At 58.9% G+C, this 25,613-nt stretch carries 23 protein-coding genes; 10 read left to right on the top strand and 13 right to left on the bottom strand.

The genetic code is table 11. From position 1 onward, the window contains the following. Positions 1–6 precede the first annotated feature (6 nt). From TU84_RS20105 to rpe, 4 genes are all read right to left on the bottom strand, one after another. Positions 7–600: an aminodeoxychorismate/anthranilate synthase component II gene (locus TU84_RS20105; protein ID WP_048372197.1), complete on the bottom strand. Its 594-nt coding sequence runs from the start codon at positions 598–600 to the stop codon at positions 7–9. A gap of 11 nt (positions 601–611) precedes the next feature. Further along, the gene (trpE, locus tag TU84_RS20110; protein ID WP_048372199.1) at positions 612–2,099 is read right to left on the bottom strand and encodes an anthranilate synthase component I; all 1,488 of its coding nucleotides are present in this window, start codon (positions 2,097–2,099) and stop codon (positions 612–614) included. A gap of 69 nt (positions 2,100–2,168) precedes the next feature. After that, positions 2,169–2,987, bottom strand: a complete 819-nt coding sequence (locus tag TU84_RS20115) for a phosphoglycolate phosphatase (protein WP_048372200.1) — start codon at positions 2,985–2,987, stop codon at positions 2,169–2,171. Then, a complete protein-coding gene (gene rpe / locus TU84_RS20120) occupies positions 2,984–3,658 on the bottom strand; it encodes a ribulose-phosphate 3-epimerase (RefSeq protein WP_048372202.1) in 675 nt (224 codons plus the stop codon). The genes TU84_RS20115 and rpe overlap by 4 nt, the downstream gene beginning before the upstream one ends. 285 nt (positions 3,659–3,943) lie before the next feature. Between rpe and TU84_RS20125 the strand changes: the two genes are divergently transcribed. Continuing rightward, complete coding sequence (locus TU84_RS20125; RefSeq protein WP_048372365.1) at positions 3,944–4,402, top strand: REP-associated tyrosine transposase; 459 nt, start codon at positions 3,944–3,946, stop codon at positions 4,400–4,402. A 3-nt stretch (positions 4,403–4,405) separates the two neighbouring features. Here the strand turns inward: TU84_RS20125 and TU84_RS20130 are convergent, their stop codons facing one another. The 6 genes from TU84_RS20130 to TU84_RS20155 form a co-directional block, all read right to left on the bottom strand. Then, positions 4,406–5,230: an ABC transporter permease gene (locus TU84_RS20130; protein ID WP_048372203.1), complete on the bottom strand. Its 825-nt coding sequence runs from the start codon at positions 5,228–5,230 to the stop codon at positions 4,406–4,408. Between the two features lie 10 nt (positions 5,231–5,240). Further along, positions 5,241–6,488, bottom strand: a complete 1,248-nt coding sequence (locus TU84_RS20135; protein ID WP_048372205.1) for an ABC transporter permease — start codon at positions 6,486–6,488, stop codon at positions 5,241–5,243. Positions 6,489–6,556: 68 nt separating this feature from the next. Next, on the bottom strand, positions 6,557–7,597 hold the full coding sequence (locus tag TU84_RS20140) for an ABC transporter substrate-binding protein (RefSeq protein ID WP_048372207.1): 1,041 nt from the start codon (positions 7,595–7,597) through the stop codon (positions 6,557–6,559). A 40-nt stretch (positions 7,598–7,637) separates the two neighbouring features. After that, positions 7,638–8,762 (bottom strand): ABC transporter ATP-binding protein, encoded by a 1,125-nt coding sequence (locus TU84_RS20145; RefSeq protein ID WP_048372209.1) that lies wholly within the window; start codon positions 8,760–8,762, stop codon positions 7,638–7,640. A gap of 294 nt (positions 8,763–9,056) precedes the next feature. Next, positions 9,057–9,686 (bottom strand): response regulator, encoded by a 630-nt coding sequence (locus TU84_RS20150; protein ID WP_048372210.1) that lies wholly within the window; start codon positions 9,684–9,686, stop codon positions 9,057–9,059. 10 nt (positions 9,687–9,696) lie between these two features. Then, positions 9,697–12,108, bottom strand: a complete 2,412-nt coding sequence (locus tag TU84_RS20155; RefSeq protein ID WP_048372213.1) for a PAS domain-containing sensor histidine kinase — start codon at positions 12,106–12,108, stop codon at positions 9,697–9,699. 54 nt (positions 12,109–12,162) lie between these two features. Between TU84_RS20155 and TU84_RS20160 the strand changes: the two genes are divergently transcribed. Then, the gene (locus TU84_RS20160) at positions 12,163–13,155 is read left to right on the top strand and encodes an alpha/beta hydrolase family protein (RefSeq protein WP_048372214.1); all 993 of its coding nucleotides are present in this window, start codon (positions 12,163–12,165) and stop codon (positions 13,153–13,155) included. On the opposite strand, the gene TU84_RS20165 is transcribed toward TU84_RS20160, so the two are convergent. Genes TU84_RS20165 through TU84_RS20175 form a run of 3 tightly spaced genes read right to left on the bottom strand, consistent with a single transcriptional unit; the run spans position 13,152 to position 15,614 of the window. Further along, positions 13,152–13,919, bottom strand: coding sequence for a TerB family tellurite resistance protein (locus TU84_RS20165; protein WP_048372216.1), 768 nt, complete (start codon positions 13,917–13,919; stop codon positions 13,152–13,154). The two genes, TU84_RS20160 and TU84_RS20165, sit on opposite strands and share 4 nt — an antisense overlap. A gap of 1 nt (position 13,920) precedes the next feature. Next, positions 13,921–14,592, bottom strand: coding sequence for an N-acetylmuramate alpha-1-phosphate uridylyltransferase MurU (gene murU / locus TU84_RS20170; protein WP_048372217.1), 672 nt, complete (start codon positions 14,590–14,592; stop codon positions 13,921–13,923). Further along, on the bottom strand, positions 14,589–15,614 hold the full coding sequence (locus TU84_RS20175; protein ID WP_048372218.1) for an aminoglycoside phosphotransferase family protein: 1,026 nt from the start codon (positions 15,612–15,614) through the stop codon (positions 14,589–14,591). Before TU84_RS20175 ends, murU begins: the two co-directional genes overlap by 4 nt. 132 nt (positions 15,615–15,746) lie before the next feature. Here TU84_RS20175 and TU84_RS20180 point away from each other — a divergent pair, with 132 nt between their 5' ends. The 8 genes from TU84_RS20180 (at position 15,747) to TU84_RS20215 (ending at position 25,586) form a co-directional block, all read left to right on the top strand. After that, complete coding sequence (locus tag TU84_RS20180) at positions 15,747–18,497, top strand: LPS-assembly protein LptD (RefSeq protein WP_048372221.1); 2,751 nt, start codon at positions 15,747–15,749, stop codon at positions 18,495–18,497. Further along, the gene (surA, locus tag TU84_RS20185) at positions 18,478–19,815 is read left to right on the top strand and encodes a peptidylprolyl isomerase SurA (RefSeq protein WP_048372368.1); all 1,338 of its coding nucleotides are present in this window, start codon (positions 18,478–18,480) and stop codon (positions 19,813–19,815) included. The genes TU84_RS20180 and surA overlap by 20 nt, the downstream gene beginning before the upstream one ends. Continuing rightward, on the top strand, positions 19,812–20,801 hold the full coding sequence (pdxA, locus tag TU84_RS20190) for a 4-hydroxythreonine-4-phosphate dehydrogenase PdxA (RefSeq protein ID WP_048372223.1): 990 nt from the start codon (positions 19,812–19,814) through the stop codon (positions 20,799–20,801). Before surA ends, pdxA begins: the two co-directional genes overlap by 4 nt. Beyond that, positions 20,798–21,616 carry a 16S rRNA (adenine(1518)-N(6)/adenine(1519)-N(6))-dimethyltransferase RsmA gene (rsmA, locus tag TU84_RS20195; RefSeq protein ID WP_048372225.1) on the top strand — a complete coding sequence of 273 codons (819 nt, stop codon included), beginning with the start codon at positions 20,798–20,800 and terminating at the stop codon, positions 21,614–21,616. Before pdxA ends, rsmA begins: the two co-directional genes overlap by 4 nt. A gap of 123 nt (positions 21,617–21,739) precedes the next feature. Further along, positions 21,740–22,120, top strand: a complete 381-nt coding sequence (apaG, locus tag TU84_RS20200; protein ID WP_048372227.1) for a Co2+/Mg2+ efflux protein ApaG — start codon at positions 21,740–21,742, stop codon at positions 22,118–22,120. Then, the gene (locus tag TU84_RS20205; RefSeq protein WP_048372229.1) at positions 22,120–23,001 is read left to right on the top strand and encodes a symmetrical bis(5'-nucleosyl)-tetraphosphatase; all 882 of its coding nucleotides are present in this window, start codon (positions 22,120–22,122) and stop codon (positions 22,999–23,001) included. The genes apaG and TU84_RS20205 overlap by 1 nt, the downstream gene beginning before the upstream one ends. A gap of 33 nt (positions 23,002–23,034) precedes the next feature. After that, positions 23,035–23,352, top strand: coding sequence for a thiosulfate sulfurtransferase GlpE (gene glpE, locus TU84_RS20210; RefSeq protein ID WP_048372231.1), 318 nt, complete (start codon positions 23,035–23,037; stop codon positions 23,350–23,352). A 311-nt stretch (positions 23,353–23,663) separates the two neighbouring features. After that, positions 23,664–25,586, top strand: coding sequence for a PrkA family serine protein kinase (locus tag TU84_RS20215; protein ID WP_048372233.1), 1,923 nt, complete (start codon positions 23,664–23,666; stop codon positions 25,584–25,586). Positions 25,587–25,613: the final 27 nt, after the last annotated feature.

The following is a 25,613-nucleotide window of genomic DNA, read 5'->3' on the forward strand; positions in this document are numbered from 1 at the left end:
AAGTCCTTAGCGCGTGCCGCCAGTTTGTTTGAGGAAGTTAGCGAACAGTTCGTGGCCCTGCTCAGTCAGAATCGACTCCGGGTGAAATTGCACCCCTTCGATGTTCAGCGTTTTGTGGCGCAGGCCCATGATCTCGTCAACCGAACCATCGGCATGTTGCGTCCAGGCCGTGAGTTCCAGGCACTCCGGAAGGGTTTCGCGCTTGACCACCAGCGAGTGGTAACGCGTCACGGTCAGCGGGTTGTTCAGGCCCTGGAATACACCCGTGTCCAGGTGATAGACCGGGCTGGTTTTACCGTGCATCACTTGCCGGGCGCGAACCACGTCACCGCCAAAAGCCTGGCCGATGGACTGATGGCCCAGGCACACACCCAGAATCGGCAGCTTGCCGGCAAAGTACTTGATCGCTTCAAGGGAAATGCCCGCCTCGTTAGGCGTGCACGGGCCGGGCGAGACCACAATGCGTTCAGGCTTGAGCGCCTCGATCTGGGCCACGGTCAATTCGTCGTTGCGCACCACTTTGACCTCGGCACCCAACTCGCCGAGGTATTGCACAACGTTGTAAGTAAAAGAGTCGTAATTGTCGATCATCAGCAACATGGCAAAGCTCCTCAGGCGTCGGATGCGGGGGTTTGTTCAGCGAGCGCTACGGCACGAAACATCGCGCGACGTTTATTCAGCGTCTCTTCCCACTCCAGGGCCGGTACCGAGTCAGCGACAATGCCGCCGCCGGCTTGTACATGCAATTCGCCATCTTTGATCACGGCGGTCCGAATCGCGATGGCCGTGTCCATGTTGCCGTTCCAGGCGAAATAACCGACTGCGCCGCCATACACGCCACGCTTGACCGGTTCCAGTTCGTCGATGATCTCCATCGCGCGAATTTTCGGCGCACCCGACAACGTGCCCGCAGGCAAAATGGCGCGCAACGCGTCCATTGCGGTCAGGCCGCTTTTGAGCTGGCCAGTGACGTTAGACACAATGTGCATCACGTTGGAGTAACGCTCGATCACCATCTTCTCGGTGAGCTTCACCGAACCGGTTTCCGAGACGCGCCCCGTGTCGTTACGACCAAGGTCAATCAGCATCAAATGCTCGGCAATTTCCTTGTCATCACCGAGCAGGTCTTTTTCCAACGCCAGGTCCGCTTCTTCCGTGGCGCCGCGTGGGCGAGTCCCGGCAATCGGGCGCACGGTAATCAGATTGTCTTCCACCCGCACCAGCACTTCCGGCGAACTGCCCACCACGTGGAAGTCACCAAAGTTGAAGAAGTACATATACGGCGTCGGGTTGAAGCAACGCAGCGCGCGGTACAGATCAATCGGCGCGGCCTTGAAGTCGATCGACATGCGCTGCGACGGCACAACCTGCATGCAGTCGCCCGCCAGGATGTAGTCCTTGATCGTATCAACGGCTTTTTCGTAATCGGCCTGGGTGAAGCTGGAACGGAACACCGGATCAGCGGCTTGCTGCTGGGTGAAATCCAGGCCACGGCGCGGGGCAATCGGTTGGCGCAACTGCTCAAGCAACGCCTCAAGACGCGCCTGACCCTCGTCATAGGCATCGGCCTCAGACGGATCCACCAGCACAATTGCGTGCATCTTGCCGGCCAGGTTATCGAACACCACGACAGCGTCCGACACCATCAGCAAAATGTCCGGCACACCCAGCGGGTCCGGGTTCGGGCATTTACCCAAACGCTTCTCGACATAACGCACGCAGTCGTAGCCGAAATAGCCCACCAGACCGCCGTTAAAACGCGGCAGACCGGCAATGGTCGGTACGTTGTAACGCGCTTTGAACGCCTCAACGAAAGCCAACGGGTCTTCAACCTCGTGAGCTTCGATTTCTACACCGTCGTGGGTGATGCGGATCTGCTGCTCATGGGCACGCAACACCGTGCGGCATGGCAAACCAATGATCGAATAACGCCCCCACTTCTCGCCGCCCTGCACCGACTCCAGCAGATAGGAGTTAGGCTGGTCGGCCAGTTTCAGGTAGATCGACAGCGGCGTGTCGAAGTCGGCAAGGGTTTCACGTGCAAGCGGGATACGGTTGTAGCCAGCAGCGGCCAAGCGCAGGAATTCTTCGCGGATCATGAGGTGCCTCGTGGTCTGAGGTAAAACAGTCAGGTATGCAAACGTGCCGGATCTCCGGCCAGATAAAAGTCAGGCGCGCCAACGCCAACGGGCCAGGGCCTTGATAACTTTCATCCAGAGTTTGCGAGTGACCACCACGATGGAATCTCTTTGAGAGGGGTGAACAGGAGCGCCCAACGTTATCTCAGGCGCCGAATCTAAGCAACCGGCTATCAGCTCTTGCAGGTTATCAATAACTGCATCTGGTGATTCTTCGGCAATCGGTCGACCATGGTTATAGCCGTAACTCAGCGCAACACAGCGCACACCTGCGGCCTTGGCCGCCAGTACGTCATTGCGCGAATCGCCGACAAACAGCGACTCTTGCGGAGTAACACCGGCCATTTTCATGACAAAAAACAGCGCTGCAGGGTCCGGCTTTTTCTGCGGCATGGTATCGCCGCCGACAATCCAGCGAAAAAACCGGCCCAGCTTCATCTCATCCAGCAAGGGCGCCACAAACCGCTCGGGTTTGTTGGTAATCAGGGCCATTTCAACGCCCTGCTTTTGCAGCCACTTGAGGCTTTCGCGCACACCCGGGTAAACCTTGGTGTGTTCATGGCCGCCCGCGTAGGCTTCCATAAAAATCTCCAGCGCCTGCTCGGCTTCGGCGTCATCGACGCCCTTTGCGTCCATGTTGCCGGCCAGCGCACGGCGCACCAGCAACGGCGCACCGTTGCCAACCCACATCCGCACGTTCTCGATGCCCGCCGGTGGACGCCCCAGTTTGAGCAGCATGCTCTCAACGGCGACGGCCAGATCTGGAACCGAGTCGATCAAGGTTCCATCCAGATCGAACATCACCAGTTTAGGCAGCGGCCCCTGGAGCGACTGCTCAAAACGGCTCATGGGCGTGCCAACGCAAGCTCGGCGCGCATTTTCTGGATGACTTCTTCGTAGTTCGGCGTGTTGAAAATGGCCGAACCGGCGACAAAGGTGTCGGCACCGGCTTCAGCGATTTCACGGATATTGCCGACGTTCACGCCACCATCGATTTCCAGGCGGATATCACGGCCCGAAGCGTCGATCAGTGCACGGGCTTCACGCAGCTTGTTCAACGTACCGGGAATGAACTTCTGCCCGCCGAAGCCCGGGTTCACGCTCATCAGCAAGACCATGTCGACCTTGTCCATCACGTACTTGAGCACATCCAGCGGCGTGGCCGGGTTAAACACCAGGCCCGCCTTGCAGCCGCCTTCGCGGATCAACTGCAAAGAGCGGTCAATGTGCTGAGTGGCTTCGGGGTGGAAGGTGATGTAAGTCGCCCCGGCTTCGATAAAGTCGCCAATGATCCGGTCGACCGGGCTGACCATCAAATGGGCATCGATGGGCGCGGTGATGCCGTACTTGCGCAGCGCGGCGCAGACCATCGGGCCGATGGTCAGGTTGGGGACGTAATGATTGTCCATGACATCGAAGTGCACGATATCAGCGCCCGCGGCGAGCACATTGTCGACTTCCTCGCCCAGGCGGGCGAAATCGGCAGAAAGAATCGATGGGGCAATAGCGAAGGGCTGCATAACGCACCTTTTAATAAGCAAATCACGGTGGCGGGCATTGTATACGCCCTGCCAAGAAGCGCCACCGCACCGTGATGATTGGCGCCTAAAGCCAACTTCACGACCGCTTCGCGCCCGATCGCAGCCTGCGGCAGCGACTACAGGGCACATACCTATGTAGTCGCTGCCGAAGGCTGCGATAAGGGCCAAAGGACCTTCCCGCAATATCTTGCGAATAAAGAAGGCGGCTCCGTCTACGCCCAACGGCTAGTTTTAAAAAACACGGACCTAGACGAGGGCAAAGGAATGCCGCGTTGCTATACCAGCAATCGCCTATTAAAAGGCCGCTACTGCGAACCAGGACGACTGTATCTACTCACCACGGTGACTGATCAACGGCGTCCAGTGTTTGAAGACTTTCAGCTAGGAAGGCTTTTAGTCGATCAATTTAAACAAGCCCATGACGAAGGCATCGTGACATCAAAGGCATGGGTCGTGATGCCGGACCATTTTCATTGGTTAGTCGAACTGAACAACAAAACACTGGGCGAATTAATGTGCCGTATCAAGTCACGCAGCAGCGTGACCGTTAACAACGCCAGCCAGTCCAGCGGTCGACTATGGCAAAAGGGTTATCACGACAGGGCATTGCGCCGTGAAGATGACCTCAAAGAAACCGCCCGCTACATCGTACAAAACCCGATCCGTGCGGGCCTGGCCACACGAATCGGGGACTATCCCTTATGGGATGCGTGCTGGATGTAACCCTTATGCCTGGGCCGTGCGCATTTTTTCGCTGCGCCCGCGCAGCCACTCCAGGGTCAGCAGCAACACCACCGAGAAGGCGATCAACAACGTCGCTGCGGCGGCAATGGTCGGGCTGAGGTTTTCGCGGATGCCGCTGAACATCTGCCGTGGCAAGGTCGCTTGTTCGGGCCCGGCCAAAAACAGGGTCACGACCACTTCATCAAACGAGGTCGCAAAGGCAAACAACGCCCCCGAAATCACCCCCGGTGCAATCAGTGGCAAGGTCACCCGGCGGAACGCCGTCAGCGGCGAAGCCCCCAGGCTGGCCGCAGCACGTACCAGGTTCTGGTTGAAGCCCTGCAAGGTCGCTGACACGGTGATGATCACAAACGGCACACCCAGCACCGCGTGCACCACGATCAACGAAAAGTAGCTGTTGCCCAGGCCCAGCGGCGCAAAGAACAGGTAGCTGGCCACACCGATAATCACCACCGGCACCACCATCGGCGAGATGACCAAGGCCATCACCAGCGCCTTGCCCGGGAAGTGCCCCCGGGTCAGGCCAATGGCCGCCAACGTACCAAACACCATGGCCAGCACGGTCGCGGCAGGCGCCACGATCACGCTGTTTTTCAAGGCCCGCATCCACTCCGCCGAGCCAAAGAAATCCTGGTACCAGTGCAGCGAAAAGCCCTGCAACGGATACACCAGAAAGCTGCCCGAGTTGAACGACAACGGGATGATCACCAGCACCGGCAAAATCAGAAACAACAGGATCAACCCGCACAGAATGCGCAAGCTGTAAAACCACACCCGCTCAATGGGCGACATATAAGGACTCAGCATGGCGGTCTCCTTAGCTCAAGCGCAGGCGGCTTGCGCCTACCAGCCAGTTGTAAATCAGATAAAGCACCACGGTCGCCAACAGCAGCAGGCCGCCCAATGCCGTCGCCATACCCCAGTTGATGCTGGTGTTGGTGTAGAACGCCACGAAGTAACTGACCATTTGATCGTTCGGGCTGCCCAGCAAGGCCGGGGTGATGTAGTAGCCAATCGCAATGATGAACACCAGCAAGCAACCCGCGCCCACACCGGCATAGGTCTGTGGGAAATACACTCGCCAAAAACTGGCAAATGGATGGCAACCGAGTGAGATCGCTGCGCGCATATAGGTCGGAGAAATGCCTTTCATCACGCTGTAGATCGGCAGAATCATAAACGGCAACAAGATGTGCACCATCGCGATGTAGACACCGGTGCGGTTGAACACCAGCTCCAGCGGCTTATCAATAATGCCCAGGCTCATCAGACCGCTATTGATCAGGCCACCCGATTGCAACAAGACAATCCAGGCGGCGACCCGAACCAGCACCGAGGTCCAGAACGGTAGCAGCACCAGAATCATCAACAGGTTGCTTTTGCGTGCTGGCAAGTTGGCCAACAGGTACGCCAGCGGATACGCCAGCACCAGGCAGATGCACGTGATGACAAAACCCATCCAGAACGTACGCGCAAAAATGTCCAGATAGATCGACTGATCCGGAGTGGCCGGGGCTATTTCGCCCAAGTCGTCGATACGGTGATCAACGGAGGCCAACAGGTAAAACGGGGTAACGCTTGAGGTGTTGCGCTTGATTGCCTGCCAATAAGCCGGGTCACCCCAGCGCTCATCCAGGCCTTCCATCGCGTCTTTGTAAGACGCTGGCTGCGCCTTGAACGGCAGCCCCTTGGCGGTTTTCATCAGCAGGCTGCGGTAGCCGGCCAACTCCATGTTCAGACGCTTGGACAAATCACCCAGCACTTGATTCTTGCGGGCTTCGGCCAAGTCTTCACTCAACGCCTGGTACACCGGCTCAGCGGGCAAGCCCTTACCGTCCCAGCTGTGCACGGCCACCACCGTACGCGGCAAGCCCTCTACCACTTCCGGGTTACCGACGCTTTTGTAGAGCAGGGCCGCGATGGGCACCAGGAACACCAGCAACAAGAAAATAACCAACGGTGCGATCAGGGCCTGCGCTTTCCAGCGATTAACCCGTTCGGCACGCTTTAGGCGTTTTTTCAACGACGTGTTGGAGACCTCGTTCAGGGGAACGGCGATGGCCATGGCGAACTCCGGAAATCTTTAAACGATGGCGGCGTGGCCAGATCAGCCACGCCGCAGTTGCGTACTGCTTACTTGGCAGCCCAGGCGTTGAAACGCTGCTCCAGTTGCTCACCGTTATCAGCCCAGAAGCTGACGTCGATTTGCACCTGGTTAACGATGTTTTGCGGGGCGGTCGGCATGTCTTCCTGCACGTCTTTAGGCAGCAAAGGCATGGCTTCTTTGTTCGCCGGGCCGTACGCAATGTTTTGCGAGTAGAGGCTCTGCTGTTGCGGCTGCAAGGTGAAAGCCATGAACTTCTTCGCCACGTCGGCTTTAGCCTTGCTCAGGCCTTTAGGGATGGCCCATGCATCGAAGTCATAGATGCCGCCATTCCAGACGATCTTCAGATTGCTTTCTTTTTGTACCGCAGCGATCCGGCCGTTGTACGCCGAGCTCATGACGACGTCGCCAGAGGCCAGGTACTGCGGCGGCTGAGCGCCCGCTTCCCACCATTGGATGAAAGGCTTGAGCTCATCGAGTTTTTTGAAGGCGCGGTTCTGCCCGTCCTTGCTCGCCAGCACGGTGTACACATCTTTCGGCGCCACGCCGTCGGCCATCAAGGCAAATTCGAGGGTGTATTTGGCACCTTTACGCAAACCGCGTTTGCCCGGGAATTTTTGCGTGTCCCAGAAATCCGCCCAACTGGTCGGAGCAGTTTTCAGTTTGTCGGCGTTGTAAGCCAGTACCGTTGACCACACGAAGAAGCCCGCGCCGCAAGTCTGGATTGCGCCTTTGACGTACTGGTCCGGGTTGCCGAACAGTGCAGGGTCCAACGCTTCAAACATGTCTTCATCGCAACCACGGGCCAGTTCTGGCGACTCAACTTCTACCAGGTCCCAAGAGATGCTTTTGGTGTCGACCATGGCCTTGATTTTGGCCATTTCACCGTTGTACTCACCGGCGATGATTTTGCCGTCGCCCTTGGTTTCCCACGGCTGGTAAAACGCTTTGACCTGCGCCGCCTTGTTCGCGCCGCCAAACGACACTACGGTCAGGTCAGTCGCGGCCAGCGCACTGCCCGCAAACATCAGGCCGAGGCTCAGAGCCGTTAACTTTAAAGTCTTGTGCATTGTGTGTTCTCCGCTGTGCAGGGTGGGTGAAGCCGGGCGATCAATTCGCCTCTAATACAGGGTCCAGCGCACGTACATGTTCGACTTGCCAGCCCAGCGGCACGACGTCACCGACGGCCAGGGTGGGGTCCAGCTCGGCAATCGGCTGTTTCACAAAGAAATCGGTCTTGCCGCAGACTTCCAGACGAACCCGGACGTGGTCGCCCAGATAGATAAATTCTTCGACACGCCCCGAGAAACGGTTGGCGCAGGACTCGCTCGCGTCCTTGAGGGTGATGCGCTCGGGACGAATCGACAGCGTCACCGGATCGCCCGTGCGGCCCACGTTCACGGCCAGCGCCTGAACCTTCTCGCCACGGCTCAACTCGACCACGCAGCGCTCCCCGTCCTGGCTGTGCAGGCGGCCGCTGAGGCGGTTGTTTTCGCCAATAAAGTTGGCCACAAAGGTGTTTTTAGGTTCTTCGTAGAGGGTACGCGGCGGGGCAATTTGCTGGATCTCGCCCTGATGGAACACTGCCACCCGGTCCGACATCGTCAGCGCTTCGCCCTGGTCGTGGGTCACGTACACCACAGTCACGCCCAGGCGTTGGTGCAGGTGCTTGATCTCCATCTGCATGTGTTCACGCAGCTGTTTGTCCAGTGCGCCCAGCGGTTCGTCCATCAGGACCAACTGCGGTTCGAACACCAGCGCCCGCGCCAGGGCAACACGCTGCTGCTGGCCACCCGACAGTTGCGCCGGATAACGCTGCGCAAACGCGTCGAGCTGGACCATGCTGAGGACTTTTTTCACCCGCTCGCTGACATCGGTGCGGTTAAGGCCGCGCACCGTCAACGGAAACCCGAGGTTTTCGGCCACGGTCATGTGCGGGAACAAGGCGTAGTTCTGAAACACCATGCCGATGTCGCGCTTGTGCGGCGGCACATTATTGATGGCCCGTCCGGCCAGCAAAATCTCGCCTGCGGTCGGCGTTTCAAAGCCGGCCAGCATCATCAGACTGGTGGTTTTGCCCGAACCGGACGGTCCGAGCAAGGTCAGAAACTCGCCTTTGCGAATATCCAGATTAAGATCTTTGACGATCAGGTTTTCGCCGTCATAGCTCTTTTGCACGCCACGGAAGCTGACCAATACATCACTCGCCCCAGCGCTTGCACCGACCTCACTCATAACCGCACCTTTTGTTTTGGACTGCTGTAGTCCAAGACTAAAGAAGGTGCCAGCCCACAGAAATCGGGGCGCAGGAGAGATTTACATCAGCGAGTTGGAAGGCTTTTTGTAGGGATTGCCCTATAGCAATGTCGCAAACAGAACGCCTCCTTCCACCCGGCCCAGCGCCTGCGTTGAGAGCCGCCACAAAACTGTCGCAAACAGATATGCACTCCCAAAAAAACTGTAGGCGCGAGCTTGCCTCGCGATCTTTTTTGCCTTCTAAAAATCGCGAGGCAAGCTCGCACCTACGGTTTAGATCAACTTATGCTCCATCGCATACTTCACCAGCTCCGCCAGCGAGGTGACGTTGAGCTTCTGCATCAACCGCGCTTTATGGGTGCTGATGGTCTTGCTGCTCAGCGCCAGTTGCTGGGCAATGTCGTTGACGTTCGCGCCTTGAGCCAGGCGCTCAAACACCGAAAACTCGCGCTCGGACAACAACGCGTGCAGCGGCCGCTCATCCGTCAGCCCCACCTCAAACACCATGCGATCTGCCAGCTCCGGGTCGATATAACGCCCGCCCGCGGCCACCTTGCGAATGGCGGTCAACAGCAGTGCCGGGTCGCTGTCTTTGGTGGCATAACCCGCCGCGCCAAACTTCAAGGCCCGGGCCGCCATTTGCGCTTCGTCGTGCATCGACAACACCAAAATAACCGGCGGGTTGTTCAACGCACGAATCCGCGGGATGGCCTCCAGCCCATTCACCCCCGGCATGGAGATATCCAGCAGCACCACTTCACACGGCACATGCCGCAAGGTTTCAAGCAATTGCTCACCATTGCTCGCCTCGCCCACCACCAACAAGTCTTTCGCCAGGCCGATCAATTGCTTGATGCCTTCACGCACGATGGTGTGATCTTCTGCTACCAGTACACGAATCACAGGTCCTTCCTTATTCAGAGTCACTTGGGTCTGGCTGGCGTTGAATCAATGGCACGCGCACCGTCAGGGTAGTGCCCTCGCCCGGTTCGCTGTGCAGGTCCAGGGTGCCGCCAAGCATCAGGACGCGCTCGCGCATGCCCACCAGGCCGAAGGAGGTCGAGCGCCCGGCCGTCGGCTCAAAGCCCCGGCCATCATCACTGATGGTCAGGCACAACTCCCGACCTTCGACACTCAGGGTCAACTCAACCGTTTGCGCATCGGCGTGGCGCAGCACGTTGGTCAGGGCTTCCTGCAAAATCCGGAACAGGCCCACTTCCTTGGCCGCACTCAACGGCGGCAGTTGTTCAGGGACTTGTACCAGACACGGGATATGCGAGCGCGCCTCAAAACGACGGGCCTGCCATTCAATCGCCGAGCTGATCCCGGCATCCAGAATCGGCGGGCGCAAGGCCGTGGCCACATCACGCACGAGCTGGAACAACTGGGCGATGAGTTTTTTCATGCTATTGAGCCGCTCGCGCAACCCCGGATCAAGGTCCGCATAGGCCAGCTCACACATCGAGGTTTCGAGTTTAAGCACCGTGAGCATTTGCCCCAGCTCGTCATGAACCTCGCGGGCAATTCGCGCCTTTTCTTCCTCGCGCACGCTCTCCAGGTGCGCTGACAACTCACGAAGCTGACCGCGCGAGCTGTCCAGCTCCAGCTCGATGCGCTTGCTCTCGCTGATGTCCCAGACAATCCCGTCCCAAACCACCGTGCCGTCTTCAAGACGGCGGGTAATGGCTTTGATCTCGGCCCAGCGTTGCAGCCCTTCGCGGGTCAGGATTCGCCCTTGCCACGACCAGTCACTGTCACTGTCTATGGCCACGTCCTGCACCCGATGGTAATCGGCTCTGTCATCCGGGTGCACGAGGCTGCGCAGACCAACGTCATGTCGGCGTAAGGTCGCCGGAGAAAACCCCACCAGGCTCTCGCTGCCTTCACTGATGTAAGGGAAATCCAGCTCGCCCGTCAGCAACGAGCGCTCCAGTCGAAACACCAGCCCCGGCACGTTGGCTGCAATGCCTTGCAGGCGCGCATCACTTTCTTGCAACGCGGCCTGCACACGGCGGCGCTCGGTGATGTCATGCAGGTAAACCACCAGGTATTCGGCTTGCTTGAAACGCAGGAAACTCAACGTCACGTCAGCCGGGAACTCGCTGCCATCAGCCCGCACGCAAATCGCTTCCATGCGCTGCGCCGTGTCTTCGTTACCCCGTGCGCGGCGCCACAAGCTCAACCAGCGGTCCATGTCCAGGCCCGGCTCAAAATCACTCAATGGTCGGTCGAGCACCGCGCCGGGCGAGTACCCCAGCATGTTTTCGGCCGCAAGATTGGCGTACCGGACATGGCTGTCCCAGTTAACCCATAAAATGCCCACCGGGCTTTTGTCGATGGAAAACTGCGTCAGGCGCAGGGCCTCGGCGCTGGCAGCCCCCTCGGCGAGGTCTTCACGGGCTTTCAACAGCGCCTGCTCCAGAACACTCTGCTGGCGGCGCTGCCACACAACAATGGCCATGCTGGCCAACATCAGCGCTGCGAACAACAGCACGAGGTTTTGCCAGAAGCCGGGCGAATGGGTTGAGCGCGCGAACTTGGGCTGCAACCAGCGCGTGTGCAGTTGTTCCATGTCCCGCGCAGAAATCGCATGGAGCCCGCGCTCCACGATGCCGGCCAGCTCGGGCAAGTCCCGACGCGTACCCACCCGTAAAAGCTGCGGCAAGCCAATGTCGCCAACCACCGCCAACGCTGTGAACTCAGGCTCGGCAGAAAGCCGCGCCAGTTGCGCTTCATCAATCACCGCATAGGTGGCTTGCTGACTCAGCAGGAGTTGCAGGGCCTGACGCTCCAGCGGCACGCCTTGCAGATTGAGCCCTGGATAACTGGAGCGCAAAAAATCTGCCGTGGCTCCGGGCATCCGCACGGCGACACGGGTTTTGCTGTCGATGCGATCAAGGTCTACCGAACCTGAGCCATTGCGTTCACCGACCAACAATTGCGGGACCCGCATATAAGGGTCAGAAAAAATCCACACGCGCAGCCCGGCCGGGGTTTGCTTGAGACCCGGCGCGATGTCGATTTGCCCCTCACGCGCGGCCTTCTCCAACTGCTCAAGGTCCGGGTAGGTGCGCCAGGTCAGGTCGATGTCCAGGCTCTGCGCCAGCCATTTCATCAGCTCAACATTGGCCCCGGACAACTGCTGCAAGCGTTGGTCAAACGTGGCATAAGGCGCCTGCAATACCAGGCCGACCCGCAGCGCTTTATGCTGCGCCAGCCATTGCTGTTGCTCAGGACTTAATTGCGCAGCCGGGATGGACGCCGCGTGCCCCATCAAGGGCAGCCACAACCAGCCGATAACCAACAGATAGCAAAAACGCTTCATCGCAACACTCACACCCATTACGCTGCCGGGATAACTTCTGGCCTGGAATTACTTATGTCTTCTTTGCGCCTGGCGTTGGCGGCGTTGTACCTGTCATCTGCCTTACCGGTCCTGGCGGCCGAGCCAGCTCCCGACACCACACCCGCGCAACCCGCACCCGTGGTGCGTCAACCTTTGCCTGAACGCAGCCAGGAAGACGCCACTGCACTGGAACGACAAGTGCCGGCCGCTGAGCAGCAACACCTGCAAGCCGCGCAGGATACTTTTCTGGCGCTCTGGAAACCGGCCAACAGCAGTGACCCCAGCGGCGTCGTGGTGATCGTCCCCGGCGCCGGTGAAAACGCCGACTGGCCACGGGTCGTAGGCCCATTGCGCAATAAACTGCCAGACGCCAACTGGGCCAGCCTGAGCCTGAGCTTGCCTGACCTGCGCAGCGAAGCCAGCCAACCGCGCGCTGCCGAACCAGAGAAAATTCCTACAGAGCCCGCGCCGAACAGTAGCAGTAAAGAGGCCAGCACCACAGCCAAACCCATCGAGCAGGCCGCCAGTGTCGGTACCGAGAACCCGGACACCGAGCTGCAACCCGAGCAAACCCTGGAAGCGCTGACCAACGCTGACGCCGAGCGCATTTTCGCCCGCATCGACGCGGCCATTGCCTTCGCTCAGCAGCAACACATGCGCAGTATTGTGCTGCTCGGTCACGGCACGGGGGCTTATTGGGCAACGCGTTACCTGAACGAAAAGCAGCCCAAGCAGGTGCAAAAGCTGATCCTGGTGGCAGCGCAGTCACCCGCTCAGGTCGAACCCGATATCAATGTATTGGCCCCGGCGCTCTCGGTTGAGCTTCTGGATGTGTTCTACAAAGACAAACCGCTTATGCGCAAAGCTGCCTTGCAACGGCTACACGCCAGCAAACGCATGGATCGCTCAAATTTCAACCAGGTCGGCCTGGACACCATTGCCGGCAATCGCGAGGCTGAACAGGAACAACTGTTGCGCAGAGTCCGCGGCTGGCTCAGCCCGAAGGCAGTGGACAAGCCGGACTAACGAAAACCGCGGTACTCACGGATCAACGCATACGCGTGATGCAGCTCACGGGTTTTATCGGTGGCCTCACGCACCTGCGCCGGGGTTGCACCGGCGCCCGCCACTTTGTCCGGGTGGTGACGGCTGAGCAAACGCCGGTAAGCCCGTTTGATGTGCTCGGGGTCGGTGCTCGCGGTCACGCCAAGCAAGGCCAGCGCCTGCTGGTACGTGCCGCCCCGGGTCGCGGGCGTTTTTTTCTGCGGCTCGTAGTCGGCCCCCAGCAGCTGCACTTGTTGCGGGGCCCAGCCCAACCAACGGCCCCACTGAAAAATCAATGTCCGCTCTTTGGGGTCAACCCGACCGTCCGCCACAATCATTCGCCAACAGGCACGCAACACGCCTTCGGCCGCCGTCGGTTGCGCCCGCAGGCGCAGCAGATAACCGCGCAACGAGTCATGCCCGGACTTGCCCCGGTTAAACGCGGCAATCGCACGCTGCTGCGCGGCCGGGTTCATGTCGAGCTGGCGCATTTCCTGGCGCGCCTGTTCGATATGTTTATCCACAACCCGCCCGCCGCTCTTGGCCAGCCGACCGAGTAAAACAAACAGCAGCTCATCATTACGCAAGGCCGGGCGGCCGCCCAGACGCTCACGCAATTGCGCCCAACTGTGAAGTTGCAAGCGCCGGTCCAGGGCTTGCCCCAACAAAGCGCCAAGCATGGCCCCCGGAATGCTGGCGATGAAAAAGCCAGCCCCGGCTCCGATCAGAGTCCCTGGCCACAGCATCTTAGTGTTTGCCCTTAATCAACAACTCAGCCTCTGCCAACCGTTCATGTGTACCGACATCCACCCACCGCCCCTGCAAGCGCTCGCCTGTCACTGCACCTGCAGCCATGGCGGTGCGCAGCAAAGGCGCCAGCTTGAATGCCCCCGCTGTCGAGCCGTTGAACAGCGTCGGGCTCAAGACCGCAATCCCGCTGTAAGTCAGCGTGTCGGCACCGGGCAGCGCGTCCTGCACGCGGCCATCGCTCAGCGAAAAATCGCCGGCAGGATGATGCGCCGGGTTGTCCACCAGCACTAAATGCGCCTGCCCGGCCAGCGGTTGGCGCAACCTGGCGAAGTCGTAATCAGTCCAGATGTCGCCGTTAACCACGACAAAAGGTTTATCGCCCAACAGCGGCAAGGCTTTAAAAATGCCTCCACCGGTTTCCAGCGGCTCGCCTTCGGCGGAGTACTGAATGCTCACGCCAAAGCGTGCACCATCGCCCAGGTGGTCTTCGATCTGCTGGCCGAGCCAGGCGTGATTGATCACGATGTCGGTAAAACCTGCCGCTGCCAGTGCCCGCAGGTGGTACTCAATCAACGGCACACCGCCTGCGCGAATCAACGGTTTGGGCGTGTCCAGGGTTAACGGGCGCAAGCGTTCGCCTTTGCCCGCAGCCAAAATCATCGCTTTCATGCACGGGCCTCGGCAGACAGGGGCAGGCTGGCGAACAATTCACCCAGCTCAGCCAGTTCAGGACGGCGCGCCAGAACCGCTTCTATATAAGAGAAGAAGCGTGGCACGTCGGCCAAGTAGCGGGGTTTGCCATCACGGTGGCAAATACGGGCAAAGATACCGATCACTTTCAAGTGGCGCTGCACGCCCATCAAATCACTGGCCCGCAAGAACTCTTCAAAATTGGCACCCACCGGAATACCCAGCGGCAAGGCCAGCTTCCAGTAGTCTTCCAGCCAGGCGCGCACGCGCTCTTCGGGCCAACTGAGGAATGCGTCCTTGAACAGGCAGGTGATGTCATAGGTCACCGGGCCATACACGGCATCCTGAAAATCCAGCACGCCGGGGTTGGGAATACTGAGCATCAGGTTGCGCGGCATAAAGTCGCGGTGCACCAACACTTGGGGCTGCGCCAGTGCGCTGTCGATCAACAGCGTGCTGACACGCTGCCAGGCCGCCAATTGTTGCTCGGTGAACTCGACGCCCAAATGGCGGCGCACGTACCACTCAGGGAACAGCTCAAGCTCGCGGCGCAGCAAGGCCACGTCATAGCTGGGCAAAGGGGCCGTCATCGGCAATTGCTGGAAGGCCAGCAAGGCTTCGATGGCGTCCTTGAACAATTCATCGGCGTTGCTGCTGTTGATCACGTCCAAAAAGGTTTTATTGCCCAGATCGTTGAGCAAAAGGAACCCGCGCTCCAGGTCTTGAGCGTAAATTTTTGGAACATTTATCCAACTGGTACGCAATAAATCTGCGATTTCGACGAAAGGTTTGCAGTTTTCCTGGGGCGGAGGAGCGTCCATCACGATAAAACTGCGGCCCTCGCCCTCCCATCGGAAGTAGCGTCGGAAACTCGCGTCACTGCTGGCCGCAGTCAATGTGGCCGGGGGCACGGGACCCCATCCCTCGTTCTCGAACAAGGTGTGCAACTGTTCATCAAGCCAAACGTTCAGGTGTTGCAAGCGTACATCTTGGTCAGGCATTACAAGGGTCTCCGACGGCGCTAGCCGTCAAGCGGGTCATGCTTTATTATCCAGAATCTTTTCCAGACCATCGATAGGCGTGCGGTCCCCCCACCGCGGGCTGATGGCACGCAGGAAGCCCGGACTAATAAGATGGCATTGAAATCCCCCGCGTTTCGTAAAAAATTTCCGTTGCTGGTAACTGGCAGTCTGCTGGCCATGCAACCTCTAGCCGTGCCATTCGTATTTGCCGAGGAGCAGTATGACTGTTCCGCATCGGCTTCGGGTGGCTGGGATTGCGCGCCGAAAGCAAATACTGCGCAATTGCCACCACGCCCATCGCACAACGGCACCGTGGCGCAAGCCAATGGTGAGTCTGGCGAGCAAGGTGAGCAAACCCCGCTGGTGACATCCGCCAAAGGTCGTGGCCTCAAGGCGCGCAGTGCTGACTACAGCCACCTTGACTGGGTCCCGCGTGACAAGCTCACGCCGGCGCAACTGGCTGAAACCGGCCCGTATTGCTCTGGCGCCTATATCGAGCCTACGCGTCCCGGCATGCGTGACACCACCAGCAAAAGCGATTCGCCGACCTTCATTGGCGCCAAAGCTTCCCGCTACCAACAGGAAGAGCAAATCGCGACCCTGGCCGGTGATGTGGTCATGCGCCAGGGCAGCATGCAGGTCGAGGCTGACGAAGCCAACTTGTACCAGGCCGAGAGCCGTGGCGAGTTGAGCGGCAATGTGCGTCTGCGTGACAACGGTGCACTGCTGGTTGGCGACCACGCCGATGTGCAGCTGGACACCGGTGCCGCCAAGGTCGACAACGCCGAGTACGTGTTGCACAAGTCGCGTATTCGCGGCAGCGCGCTGTACGCCAAACGTGCCGAAGACGCGATCATCCGCCTCAAGGACGGTACGTACACCACGTGCGAACCGAACAGCAACGCCTGGCAGCTCAAAGGCAACAACATCACGTTGAACCCGGCCACCGGTTTCGGTACCGCAACCAACGTGACACTGCGGGTTAAAGACATTCCTGTCCTTTACACCCCGTACATTTACTTCCCGATCGATGATCGCCGTCAGTCCGGTTTCCTGCCGCCGTCCTTCAGCAGCAGCTCCGACACCGGCTTTACGCTCGTGACCCCGTACTACTTCAACCTGGCACCCAATTACGATGCCACGTTGTACCCGCGCTACATGACCAAGCGCGGTCTGTTGATGGAAGGTGAGTTCCGCTACCTGACCGAGTCCAGCGAAGGACAGTTCGGTGCCGCGTACCTCAACGACGACAACGACGATCGCAAGCTGCAGACCGACTACGAAAAAACCCGCTACATGTACAACTGGCAGCACAAGGGCGGGCTTGATTCGCGCGTGCTGACCGAAGTTGACTACACCAAGATCAGCGATCCGTACTACTTCCAGGATCTGCAAAGTGATCAGGTCGGCGTCGAAAGCCGTGACTACCTGAACCAGCAAGCAGCTGTCAGCTACCGTGGCGATGACTTCACCGCCAAGCTGAACGTGCACGCTTACCAGTTGGCGACCGTGACCCAGGTCACGCCGTACAACCAGATGCCACAGCTCACCTTCAATGGTGGCCTGCCGTATCACCCGGGTGGCGTGAACTTCTCCTACAACACCGAGCTGGTGCGGTTTGAGCGTGACCTGGAAAACGGCAACTACACCGACGAATACGGCGTCACCACGCCGCGTCTGGATAACAACGTACAAGGCCTGGCGCGCGCCAACGGCACACGTCTGAACCTCGTGCCAGCCATGTCGTTGCCGATGACTTCGAGCTACGGTTTCGTGACCCCGTCCCTCAAGTACGCGTACACCCAGTACGATCTGGATCTTGATGGCCGTGGCAAAACGCAAATGGTCACGGCTGGCGACAAGTTCGACAGTTCGGTCAGCCGCAGCGTACCGATCGCCAGCGTTGACAGCGGCCTGTACTTCGACCGCAACACCAACTGGTTCGGCAATAACTACCGCCAGACCTTGGAACCACGGGCGTTCTACCTGTATGTGCCTGAGCGTGACCAGGCGAACATCCCTGTATTCGACACCAGCGAAAGCTCGTTCAGCTATTCCTCGCTGTGGCGTGACAACCGCTTCACCGGCTCTGACCGCATCGGCGACGAAAACAAACTGTCGCTGGGCCTGACCAGCCGCTGGATCGAAGAAAACGGCTTTGAGCGTCAACGCGTGAGCATTGGCCAGGCGTACTACTTCAAAGACCGCAAGGTTCAGTTGCCAGGCGTGAGCGACGATCGCGATGACTCGACGTCACGTGTGTCTCCATATGCACTGGAATACGCTTACCGCTTCAACCGCGACTGGCGTGCAACCGCTGACTACAACTGGGACCCGGAAACCCGTAGCCCACGTTCTGGCAGCGCGATGATGCACTACCAGCCAGAAGACAACCCGAACAAGGTCGTCAACCTGGGCTATCGCTATCGCAACGACCAGGTGGTGTACAACCAGTACACCGGCAAGTGGCAGTTCGGCGGTGATTACCTGACCCCGAGCGATCCTGGCTTCATCAAGGATTACTACAAAATCCAGCAGCACGACTTCTCGGTGATCTGGCCGCTCGTGCCGCAATGGAGCGTCATCAGCCGCTGGCAGTACGATTACAACCGCAACCGTACCCTGGAAGCCTTCGGTGGCTTTGAGTACGACAACTGCTGCTGGAAAATGCGCCTGATCAGCCGCTACTGGGTTTCCAACGACGAATACACCCAAGAAGCCCCGCAAAACGAAAAGGGCGACCATGGGATCTTCCTTCAAATTGTGCTGAAAGGTCTCGGCGGCGTTACAGGCGCCAAAGTAGAGAGCTTCCTCGACAAAGGCATCCAAGGTTATCGTGAACGTGAAGATCAAGCTTTCTGAGTGTCTGCGCCCCCTAGTATTGGGCGCATTGTTCCTAGGTACTGCGGCGGCACACGCTGCAGTTCAGCCCCTTGATAAGGTGGTGGCCATCGTCGATAACGACGTGATCATGCAGAGCCAACTGGACCAGCGTGTCCATGAAGTTCAGCAAACCATCGCCAAGCGCGGGCAGGGTGTCCCCCCTGCCAGCGTTCTGGACCAACAAGTGCTTGAGCGTCTGATTGTCGAAAACCTGCAACTGCAGATCGGCGAGCGTTCGGGCATTCGTATCACTGACGAAGAACTGAACCAGGCCATCGGCACCATTGCCCAGCGCAATAACATGACCCTTGATCAGTTCCGTCAGGCGTTGGCCCACGACGGCCTGTCCTATGACGATGCGCGCGAGCAGGTTCGCCGCGAAATGATCATCAGCCGTGTACGTCAACGCCGTGTGGCCGAGCGTATTCAGGTGACCGATCAGGAAGTGAAAAACTTCCTCGCCTCTGACCTGGGCAAGGCGCAATTGTCCGAGGAATACCACCTGGCCAACATCTTGATCCCGACGTCTGACAGCGCGAGTTCAAGTGAAGTCCAGGCGGCGGCCCAGAAGGCTGAAGACCTCTACAAGCAACTCAAACAAGGTGCTGACTTTGCCCAGTTGGCGATCGCCCGCTCCGGCAGCGATACCGCTCTGGATGGCGGCGACATGGGCTGGCGTAAAGCGGGCCAGTTGCCACCTCCGTTCGATCGTATGCTGAGCAGCATGCCGACAGGCGACATTACGCCTCCGGTCCGCACGCCTGGCGGCTTTATCATTCTCAAGCTGCTCGACAAGCGCGGCGGCCAGACCGTGATGGTCGACGAAGTTCATGTTCGTCACATCCTGATCAAGCCAAGCGAAATCCGCACTGAAGCGCAAACCAAGGAACTGGCACAAAAAATCTACGACCGCATTCAGTCGGGCGAAGACTTTGCCACCCTGGCCAAAACCTATTCGGAAGACCCAGGCTCAGCCCTTAACGGCGGCGACCTGAACTGGATCGACCCGAACGCGCTGGTGCCGGAGTTCCGTGAAGTCATGGCTGAAACCCCACAAGGCGTCCTGTCCAAGCCATTCCGTACTCAATACGGCTGGCATGTTCTGGAAGTATTGGGCCGTCGCTCCACTGACAGCACCACCCAGGCCCGCGAGCAGCAAGCCATGAACGCCTTGCGTAACCGCAAGTACGACGAAGAGCTGCAAAGCTGGCTGCGTCAGATCCGTGACGAAGCCTACGTAGAAATCAAACTCCCTGGCGCAACCAACCAGGCAGAGAGCGCAGACCCAGCACAGTGAAAACACAGCGTTTTGCACTGACACCCGGCGAGCCGGCAGGCATAGGTCCCGACCTGTGCCTGCTTCTCGCCTCGCAACGCCAGCCACATCCCCTGATTGCCATTACCAGCCGCGACCTGCTCCATGAGCGGGCCGCGCAACTGGGCGTGGCTGTCAGTTTGCTGCCCGTCAGCCCGGACAACTGGCCCGACCAACCGGCACCTGCAGGCAGCCTTTATGTCTGGGACACGCCGCTCAATGCCCCTGTCACCGCAGGCACATTGGACAAAGCCAACGCCCCGTTCGTACTGCAAACCCTGACCCGTGCAGCCCTTGGCTGTGTTGCAGGCGATTTTGCAGGCATGATCACCGCGCCCGTACACAAAGGCGTGATCAACGAAGGCGGCATCGCGTTTTCTGGCCACACCGAATTTCTGGCAGACCTGACCGGCACCGAGCAAGTCGTGATGATGCTTGCCACGCGCGGGCTTCGCGTCGCGTTGGTGACCACTCACCTGCCGCTGCGTCAGGTGGCCGATGCAATCACACCTGAGCGTATAACCCGGGTAACCCGAATTCTGCATGCCGACCTGCAACACAAGTTCGGCATCGCCCAACCGCGTATCCTGGTGTGCGGGCTCAACCCCCACGCCGGTGAAGGCGGTCACTTGGGCTTTGAAGAAATCGACATCATCGAACCCACCCTGGAGCGTCTGCGAAGCGAAGGCATGGACCTGCGCGGCCCATTGCCTGCCGACACTCTGTTTACCCCCAAATATCTGGAGCACTGCGATGCAGTGCTGGCGATGTACCACGACCAAGGCCTGCCCGTGCTCAAGTACAAAGGGTTTGGCGCCGCCGTCAACATCACCCTGGGCTTGCCGATCATCCGCACGTCTGTCGACCATGGCACCGCCCTGGATCTGGCAGGCAGCGGCAAGATCGACACTGGCAGTCTGCAAGTCGCCCTGGAAACCGCCTATCAGATGGCCGAGACGCAACTATGACCGAGCAATACCAACACAAGGCGCGTAAGCGCTTTGGCCAAAACTTCTTGCACGATGCGGGCGTTATCGATCGCATCCTGCGCGCGATCAATGCCAAGTCGGGCGACCGCCTGCTGGAGATTGGACCGGGCCAGGGCGCACTGACCCAAGGCATTCTGAGCAGCGGCGGGCAACTGGACGTTGTCGAGCTGGACAAAGACCTGATCCCGATCCTGAATCAGCAATTTGCCGGCATGAGCAACTTCAACCTGCACCAGGGCGACGCGCTGAAGTTTGACTTCGCCACGCTCAATGCTGCGCCACGCACACTGCGTGTCGTCGGCAACCTGCCGTACAACATCTCCACGCCGCTGATTTTTCACCTGCTGAAAAACGCCGAGCTGATCCGCGACATGCACTTCATGCTGCAAAAAGAAGTGGTTGAGCGCATGGCAGCAGGGCCTGGCGGCGGAGACTGGGGTCGTCTGTCGATCATGGTTCAGTACCATTGCCGCGTCGAACACCTGTTCAACGTCGGCCCTGGCGCCTTCAACCCGCCGCCAAAAGTCGACTCGGCGATTGTCCGCCTGGTGCCACACGACGTACTGCCCCACCCGGCCAAGGATCACCGCCTGCTGGAGCGCGTGGTGCGTGAAGCCTTCAACCAGCGCCGCAAAACGCTGCGTAACACCCTTAAAGCCTTGCTCAGCAACGACGAAATCGAAGCCGCCGGCGTCGATGGCAGCTTGCGCCCGGAGCAACTCGACCTCGCCGCTTTCGTGCGCCTGGCCGACACACTCAGCGAAAAAGCGGCTAACGCGCCCGTCGCTGACTGATTACTGAGAAAAAACGGTGCCCGTACCAGACATAGCCTCTGGCCGGGCACCCGCCCTCTAGCCTAGACTCAGGCAGCTGTTTTATTCCGAACGTTGTCTGCGCTTTTCAGTAAGGCCTCTCGCATGCATGAGCCCCGCTATGTGATCGACGTCAGCGTCGTCACGCGTTACCTGCCAGAACAATCTCAACCCGAGCATCAGCGCTACGCCTTTGCCTACACCATTACAGTAAGCAACACAGGCACCGTGGCGGCCAAACTGCTGTCCCGGCATTGGGTGATTACCGATGGTGACGGGCATGTCGAAGAAGTGCGCGGAGCCGGAGTGGTCGGGCAACAGCCATTGATCGAGCCCGGCGAGCAGCACACGTACAGCAGCGGTTCGGTCCTCACCACCACAGTGGGCACCATGCAGGGCAGCTACCTGATGCAGGCAAATGACGGCCATCAGTTCAAAGCCATCATCAAGCCCTTCCGCCTGGCCGTACCCGGAGCGCTTCACTGATGGCGGTCTATGCCGTGGGTGACCTGCAAGGTTGCTTGCAGCCGCTCAAGTGCTTGCTGGAGCAAGTGGCCTTCGACCCGGCCAACGATAAACTGTGGCTTGTCGGCGACTTGATCAACCGCGGCCCGGAATCACTCGAAACCCTGCGTTTTCTCTACCGTATGCGCGAATCTGTGGTGTGCGTGCTGGGCAATCACGACCTGCACCTGCTGGCGGTTGCCTACAACATCGAACGGCTGAAAAAGGGCGATACGCTGCGCGACATCCTGCAAGCGCCCGATTGCAACGACCTGCTCACCTGGCTGCGACAGCAACCGCTGCTGCACTACGACGCCGAGCGCAACACGGCGCTGGTGCACGCCGGGATACCGCCACAGTGGTCACTGAAAAAAGCCCTCAAATACGCCGGTGAAGTTGAGCACGCCTTGCGCGATGACAGCCTCATCAAGCCGTTCCTGGACGGCATGTACGGCAACGATCCGGCCAAGTGGGACAGTGACCTCACCGGTATCACCCGCCTGCGGGTCATCACCAACTACTTCACCCGCATGCGCTTTTGCACCCGCGACGGCAAACTCGACCTCAAGAGCAAAGAAGGTCTGGGTACCGCGCCGCCGGGCTTTGCGCCATGGTTCAGCTACAAAGAACGCAAAACCCGGGACACCAAGATCATCTTTGGCCACTGGGCGGCACTTGAAGGCCAATGCTCTGAGCCTGGCGTGTTCGCACTCGATACCGGCTGCGTCTGGGGCGGGGCGATGACCTTGCTCAATGTCGATACCGGCCTGCGCCTGAGCTGCGACTGTGATGAGCAGGGGCACCCGGCCCCTCAACTGCTTTGCCCTCCAACCCCTTCTTCGCAACCGCCGCTCGCGCCCTGATTCGCACGCGCTGCCTGGCTAAAGGAAACTCCCATGACTGAATTCAAACGCATTCCCCCACAAGAAGCCCAAGCCCTGCGCGAAAAAGGCGCTGTAGTCGTCGACATCCGCGACCAGCCCACCTATGCCGCCCTGCATATCACCGGCTCACAGCATCTGGACAACCAGTCGATCGCTGACTTCATCCGCGCAGCCGACCTCGACGCCCCGCTGATCGTCACCTGCTACCACGGCAACTCCAGCCAAAGCGCAGCGGCTTACCTGATCAGCCAAGGGTTTTCTGACGTTTACAGCCTCGATGGCGGCTTCGAACTGTGGCGCACCACCTACCCCGCAGAAACGTCCCAATAAGTAGCCCGAAAAATATTTTCATCCGCCCAAGCCCGCGTCCTGAGCGGGCTGGCGCTCTTGCAGACCAACGGTCGCGCCAACTATTCGCGCATCTCTTCTTGACCTCCCCGATTACCAACTATCCTTAAGCGCAGGCCATCCGAATCTGGGGAGAGCCGGTACACCGGTGTATGGATCATCAGTAGTAACTTCAAGGGGTTAAGCCCCTTGATGGTGTCCTGGGGGGTACACGGCAACTGCAACGTTGCTGCATGCCAGCACTCGAACTGACCGATCAATCGCCGGCTCCACGTATCGAGCGAGGTGACGTCATGAGTATTTTTAGCCACTTCCAACAACGCTTTGAATCCACACGCCAAGAAGAGCTAACGCTCCAGGAATACCTTGAGCTGTGCAAACAAGACAAAAGCGCATACGCCTCAGCTGCCGAACGGCTGCTGATGGCCATCGGTGAACCGGAACTACTGGACACCTCAACCAATTCCCGCCTGTCGCGCATTTTTTCGAACAAAGTGATTCGCCGCTATCCGGCCTTTGCCGACTTCCACGGAATGGAAGAGTGCATTGACCAGATCGTGTCGTACTTTCGCCATGCCGCTCAGGGCCTGGAAGAGAAAAAACAAATTCTCTACCTGCTCGGCCCGGTGGGCGGCGGCAAGTCTTCGCTGGCTGAAAAGCTCAAAGAACTGATCGAGAAGGTCCCGTTCTATGCAATCAAGGGCTCACCCGTCTTTGAATCACCGCTGGGGCTGTTCAACGCGACCGAAGACGGCGCGATTCTTGAAGAAGACTTCGGCATCCAAAAACGCTACCTGAACACCATCATGTCGCCTTGGGCCACTAAACGCCTGGCCGAATTCGGTGGTGATATCAGCCAGTTCCGCGTGGTTAAACTCTACCCTTCGATCCTCAATCAGATCGGCGTGGCCAAAACCGAGCCCGGTGACGAGAACAACCAGGACATTTCGGCCCTCGTCGGTAAGGTCGATATCCGCAAACTCGAAGAATTCCCGCAAAACGACGCCGACGCCTACAGCTACTCGGGCGCACTGTGCCGGGCTAACCAGGGCCTGATGGAATTCGTCGAGATGTTCAAGGCACCGATCAAGGTCCTCCACCCTCTGCTCACCGCCACCCAAGAGGGCAACTACAACAGCACCGAAGGGCTGGGCGCGATTCCGTTCAACGGCATCCTGCTGGCTCACTCCAACGAATCGGAGTGGCACACCTTCCGCAACAACAAGAACAACGAAGCGTTCATCGACCGGATTTACATCGTCAAAGTCCCGTACTGCCTGCGCGTCAGCGACGAAGTCAAAATCTACGACAAGCTGTTGTTCAACAGTTCGCTGGCCAAGGCCCATTGCGCGCCGGACACCCTGAAAATGCTCGCGCAGTTCACCGTCCTGTCGCGCCTCAAAGAGCCAGAGAACTCCAACATCTACTCCAAGATGCGGGTCTATGACGGCGAGAACCTCAAAGACACCGACCCGAAAGCCAAGTCGATTCAGGAGTACCGCGACAGCGCGGGCGTGGATGAAGGCATGACCGGTCTGTCGACCCGTTTCGCGTTCAAAATCCTTTCCAAAGTGTTCAACTTTGACCCGCACGAAATTGCTGCCAACCCGGTGCACCTGCTCTATGTGCTGGAGCAACAGATCGAGCAAGAGCAGTTCCCGGCGGAAACCCGCGAGCGTTATTTGCGCTTCCTCAAGGAATACCTGGCACCGCGCTACATCGAATTCATCGGCAAGGAAATCCAGACCGCTTACCTGGAGTCCTACAGCGAGTACGGGCAAAACATCTTCGACCGCTACGTGCTTTACGCCGATTTCTGGATTCAGGACCAGGAGTACCGCGACCCGGAAACAGGCGAAATCCTCAACCGCGTAGCGCTCAACGAAGAGCTGGAGAAAATCGAAAAACCGGCCGGCATCAGCAACCCGAAAGATTTCCGCAACGAAATCGTCAACTTCGTGCTGCGCGCCCGCGCCAACAACAATGGCAAAAACCCGACCTGGCTCAGCTACGAGAAGCTGCGCGTGGTCATCGAGAAGAAAATGTTCTCCAACACCGAGGACTTGCTACCGGTTATCAGCTTCAACGCCAAAGCGAGCAAAGAGGACCAGCAAAAACACAACGACTTCGTCACCCGCATGGTCGAACGCGGCTACACCGACAAACAAGTACGACTGCTCTCCGAGTGGTATCTGCGAGTCAGAAAATCGCAGTGAGGCAGTTGTAGGCCTCAAGCCTCAAGC

The sequence above is a fragment of the Pseudomonas helleri genome (assembly GCF_001043025.1).
Classification (GTDB): Bacteria; Pseudomonadota; Gammaproteobacteria; order Pseudomonadales; family Pseudomonadaceae; genus Aquipseudomonas; species Aquipseudomonas helleri.

Bases quoted from the DNA above. Each gene is read 5' to 3' on its own strand.
- TU84_RS20105 (WP_048372197.1), bottom strand. From the start codon at position 600: ATGTTGCTGATGATCGACAATTACGACTCTTTTACTTACAACGTTGTG.
- trpE (WP_048372199.1), bottom strand. From the start codon at position 2,099: ATGATCCGCGAAGAATTCCTGCGCTTGGCCGCTGCTGGCTACAACCGT.
- TU84_RS20115 (WP_048372200.1), bottom strand. From the start codon at position 2,987: ATGAGCCGTTTTGAGCAGTCGCTCCAGGGGCCGCTGCCTAAACTGGTG.
- rpe (WP_048372202.1), bottom strand. From the start codon at position 3,658: ATGCAGCCCTTCGCTATTGCCCCATCGATTCTTTCTGCCGATTTCGCC.
- TU84_RS20125 (WP_048372365.1), top strand. From the start codon at position 3,944: ATGCCGCGTTGCTATACCAGCAATCGCCTATTAAAAGGCCGCTACTGC.
- TU84_RS20130 (WP_048372203.1), bottom strand. From the start codon at position 5,230: ATGCTGAGTCCTTATATGTCGCCCATTGAGCGGGTGTGGTTTTACAGC.
- TU84_RS20135 (WP_048372205.1), bottom strand. From the start codon at position 6,488: ATGGCCATCGCCGTTCCCCTGAACGAGGTCTCCAACACGTCGTTGAAA.
- TU84_RS20140 (WP_048372207.1), bottom strand. From the start codon at position 7,597: ATGCACAAGACTTTAAAGTTAACGGCTCTGAGCCTCGGCCTGATGTTT.
- TU84_RS20145 (WP_048372209.1), bottom strand. From the start codon at position 8,762: ATGAGTGAGGTCGGTGCAAGCGCTGGGGCGAGTGATGTATTGGTCAGC.
- TU84_RS20155 (WP_048372213.1), bottom strand. From the start codon at position 12,108: ATGAAGCGTTTTTGCTATCTGTTGGTTATCGGCTGGTTGTGGCTGCCC.
- TU84_RS20160 (WP_048372214.1), top strand. From the start codon at position 12,163: ATGTCTTCTTTGCGCCTGGCGTTGGCGGCGTTGTACCTGTCATCTGCC.
- TU84_RS20165 (WP_048372216.1), bottom strand. From the start codon at position 13,919: ATGCTGTGGCCAGGGACTCTGATCGGAGCCGGGGCTGGCTTTTTCATC.
- murU (WP_048372217.1), bottom strand. From the start codon at position 14,592: ATGAAAGCGATGATTTTGGCTGCGGGCAAAGGCGAACGCTTGCGCCCG.
- TU84_RS20175 (WP_048372218.1), bottom strand. From the start codon at position 15,614: ATGCCTGACCAAGATGTACGCTTGCAACACCTGAACGTTTGGCTTGAT.
- TU84_RS20180 (WP_048372221.1), top strand. From the start codon at position 15,747: ATGGCATTGAAATCCCCCGCGTTTCGTAAAAAATTTCCGTTGCTGGTA.
- rsmA (WP_048372225.1), top strand. From the start codon at position 20,798: ATGACCGAGCAATACCAACACAAGGCGCGTAAGCGCTTTGGCCAAAAC.
- apaG (WP_048372227.1), top strand. From the start codon at position 21,740: ATGCATGAGCCCCGCTATGTGATCGACGTCAGCGTCGTCACGCGTTAC.
- TU84_RS20205 (WP_048372229.1), top strand. From the start codon at position 22,120: ATGGCGGTCTATGCCGTGGGTGACCTGCAAGGTTGCTTGCAGCCGCTC.
- glpE (WP_048372231.1), top strand. From the start codon at position 23,035: ATGACTGAATTCAAACGCATTCCCCCACAAGAAGCCCAAGCCCTGCGC.
- TU84_RS20215 (WP_048372233.1), top strand. From the start codon at position 23,664: ATGAGTATTTTTAGCCACTTCCAACAACGCTTTGAATCCACACGCCAA.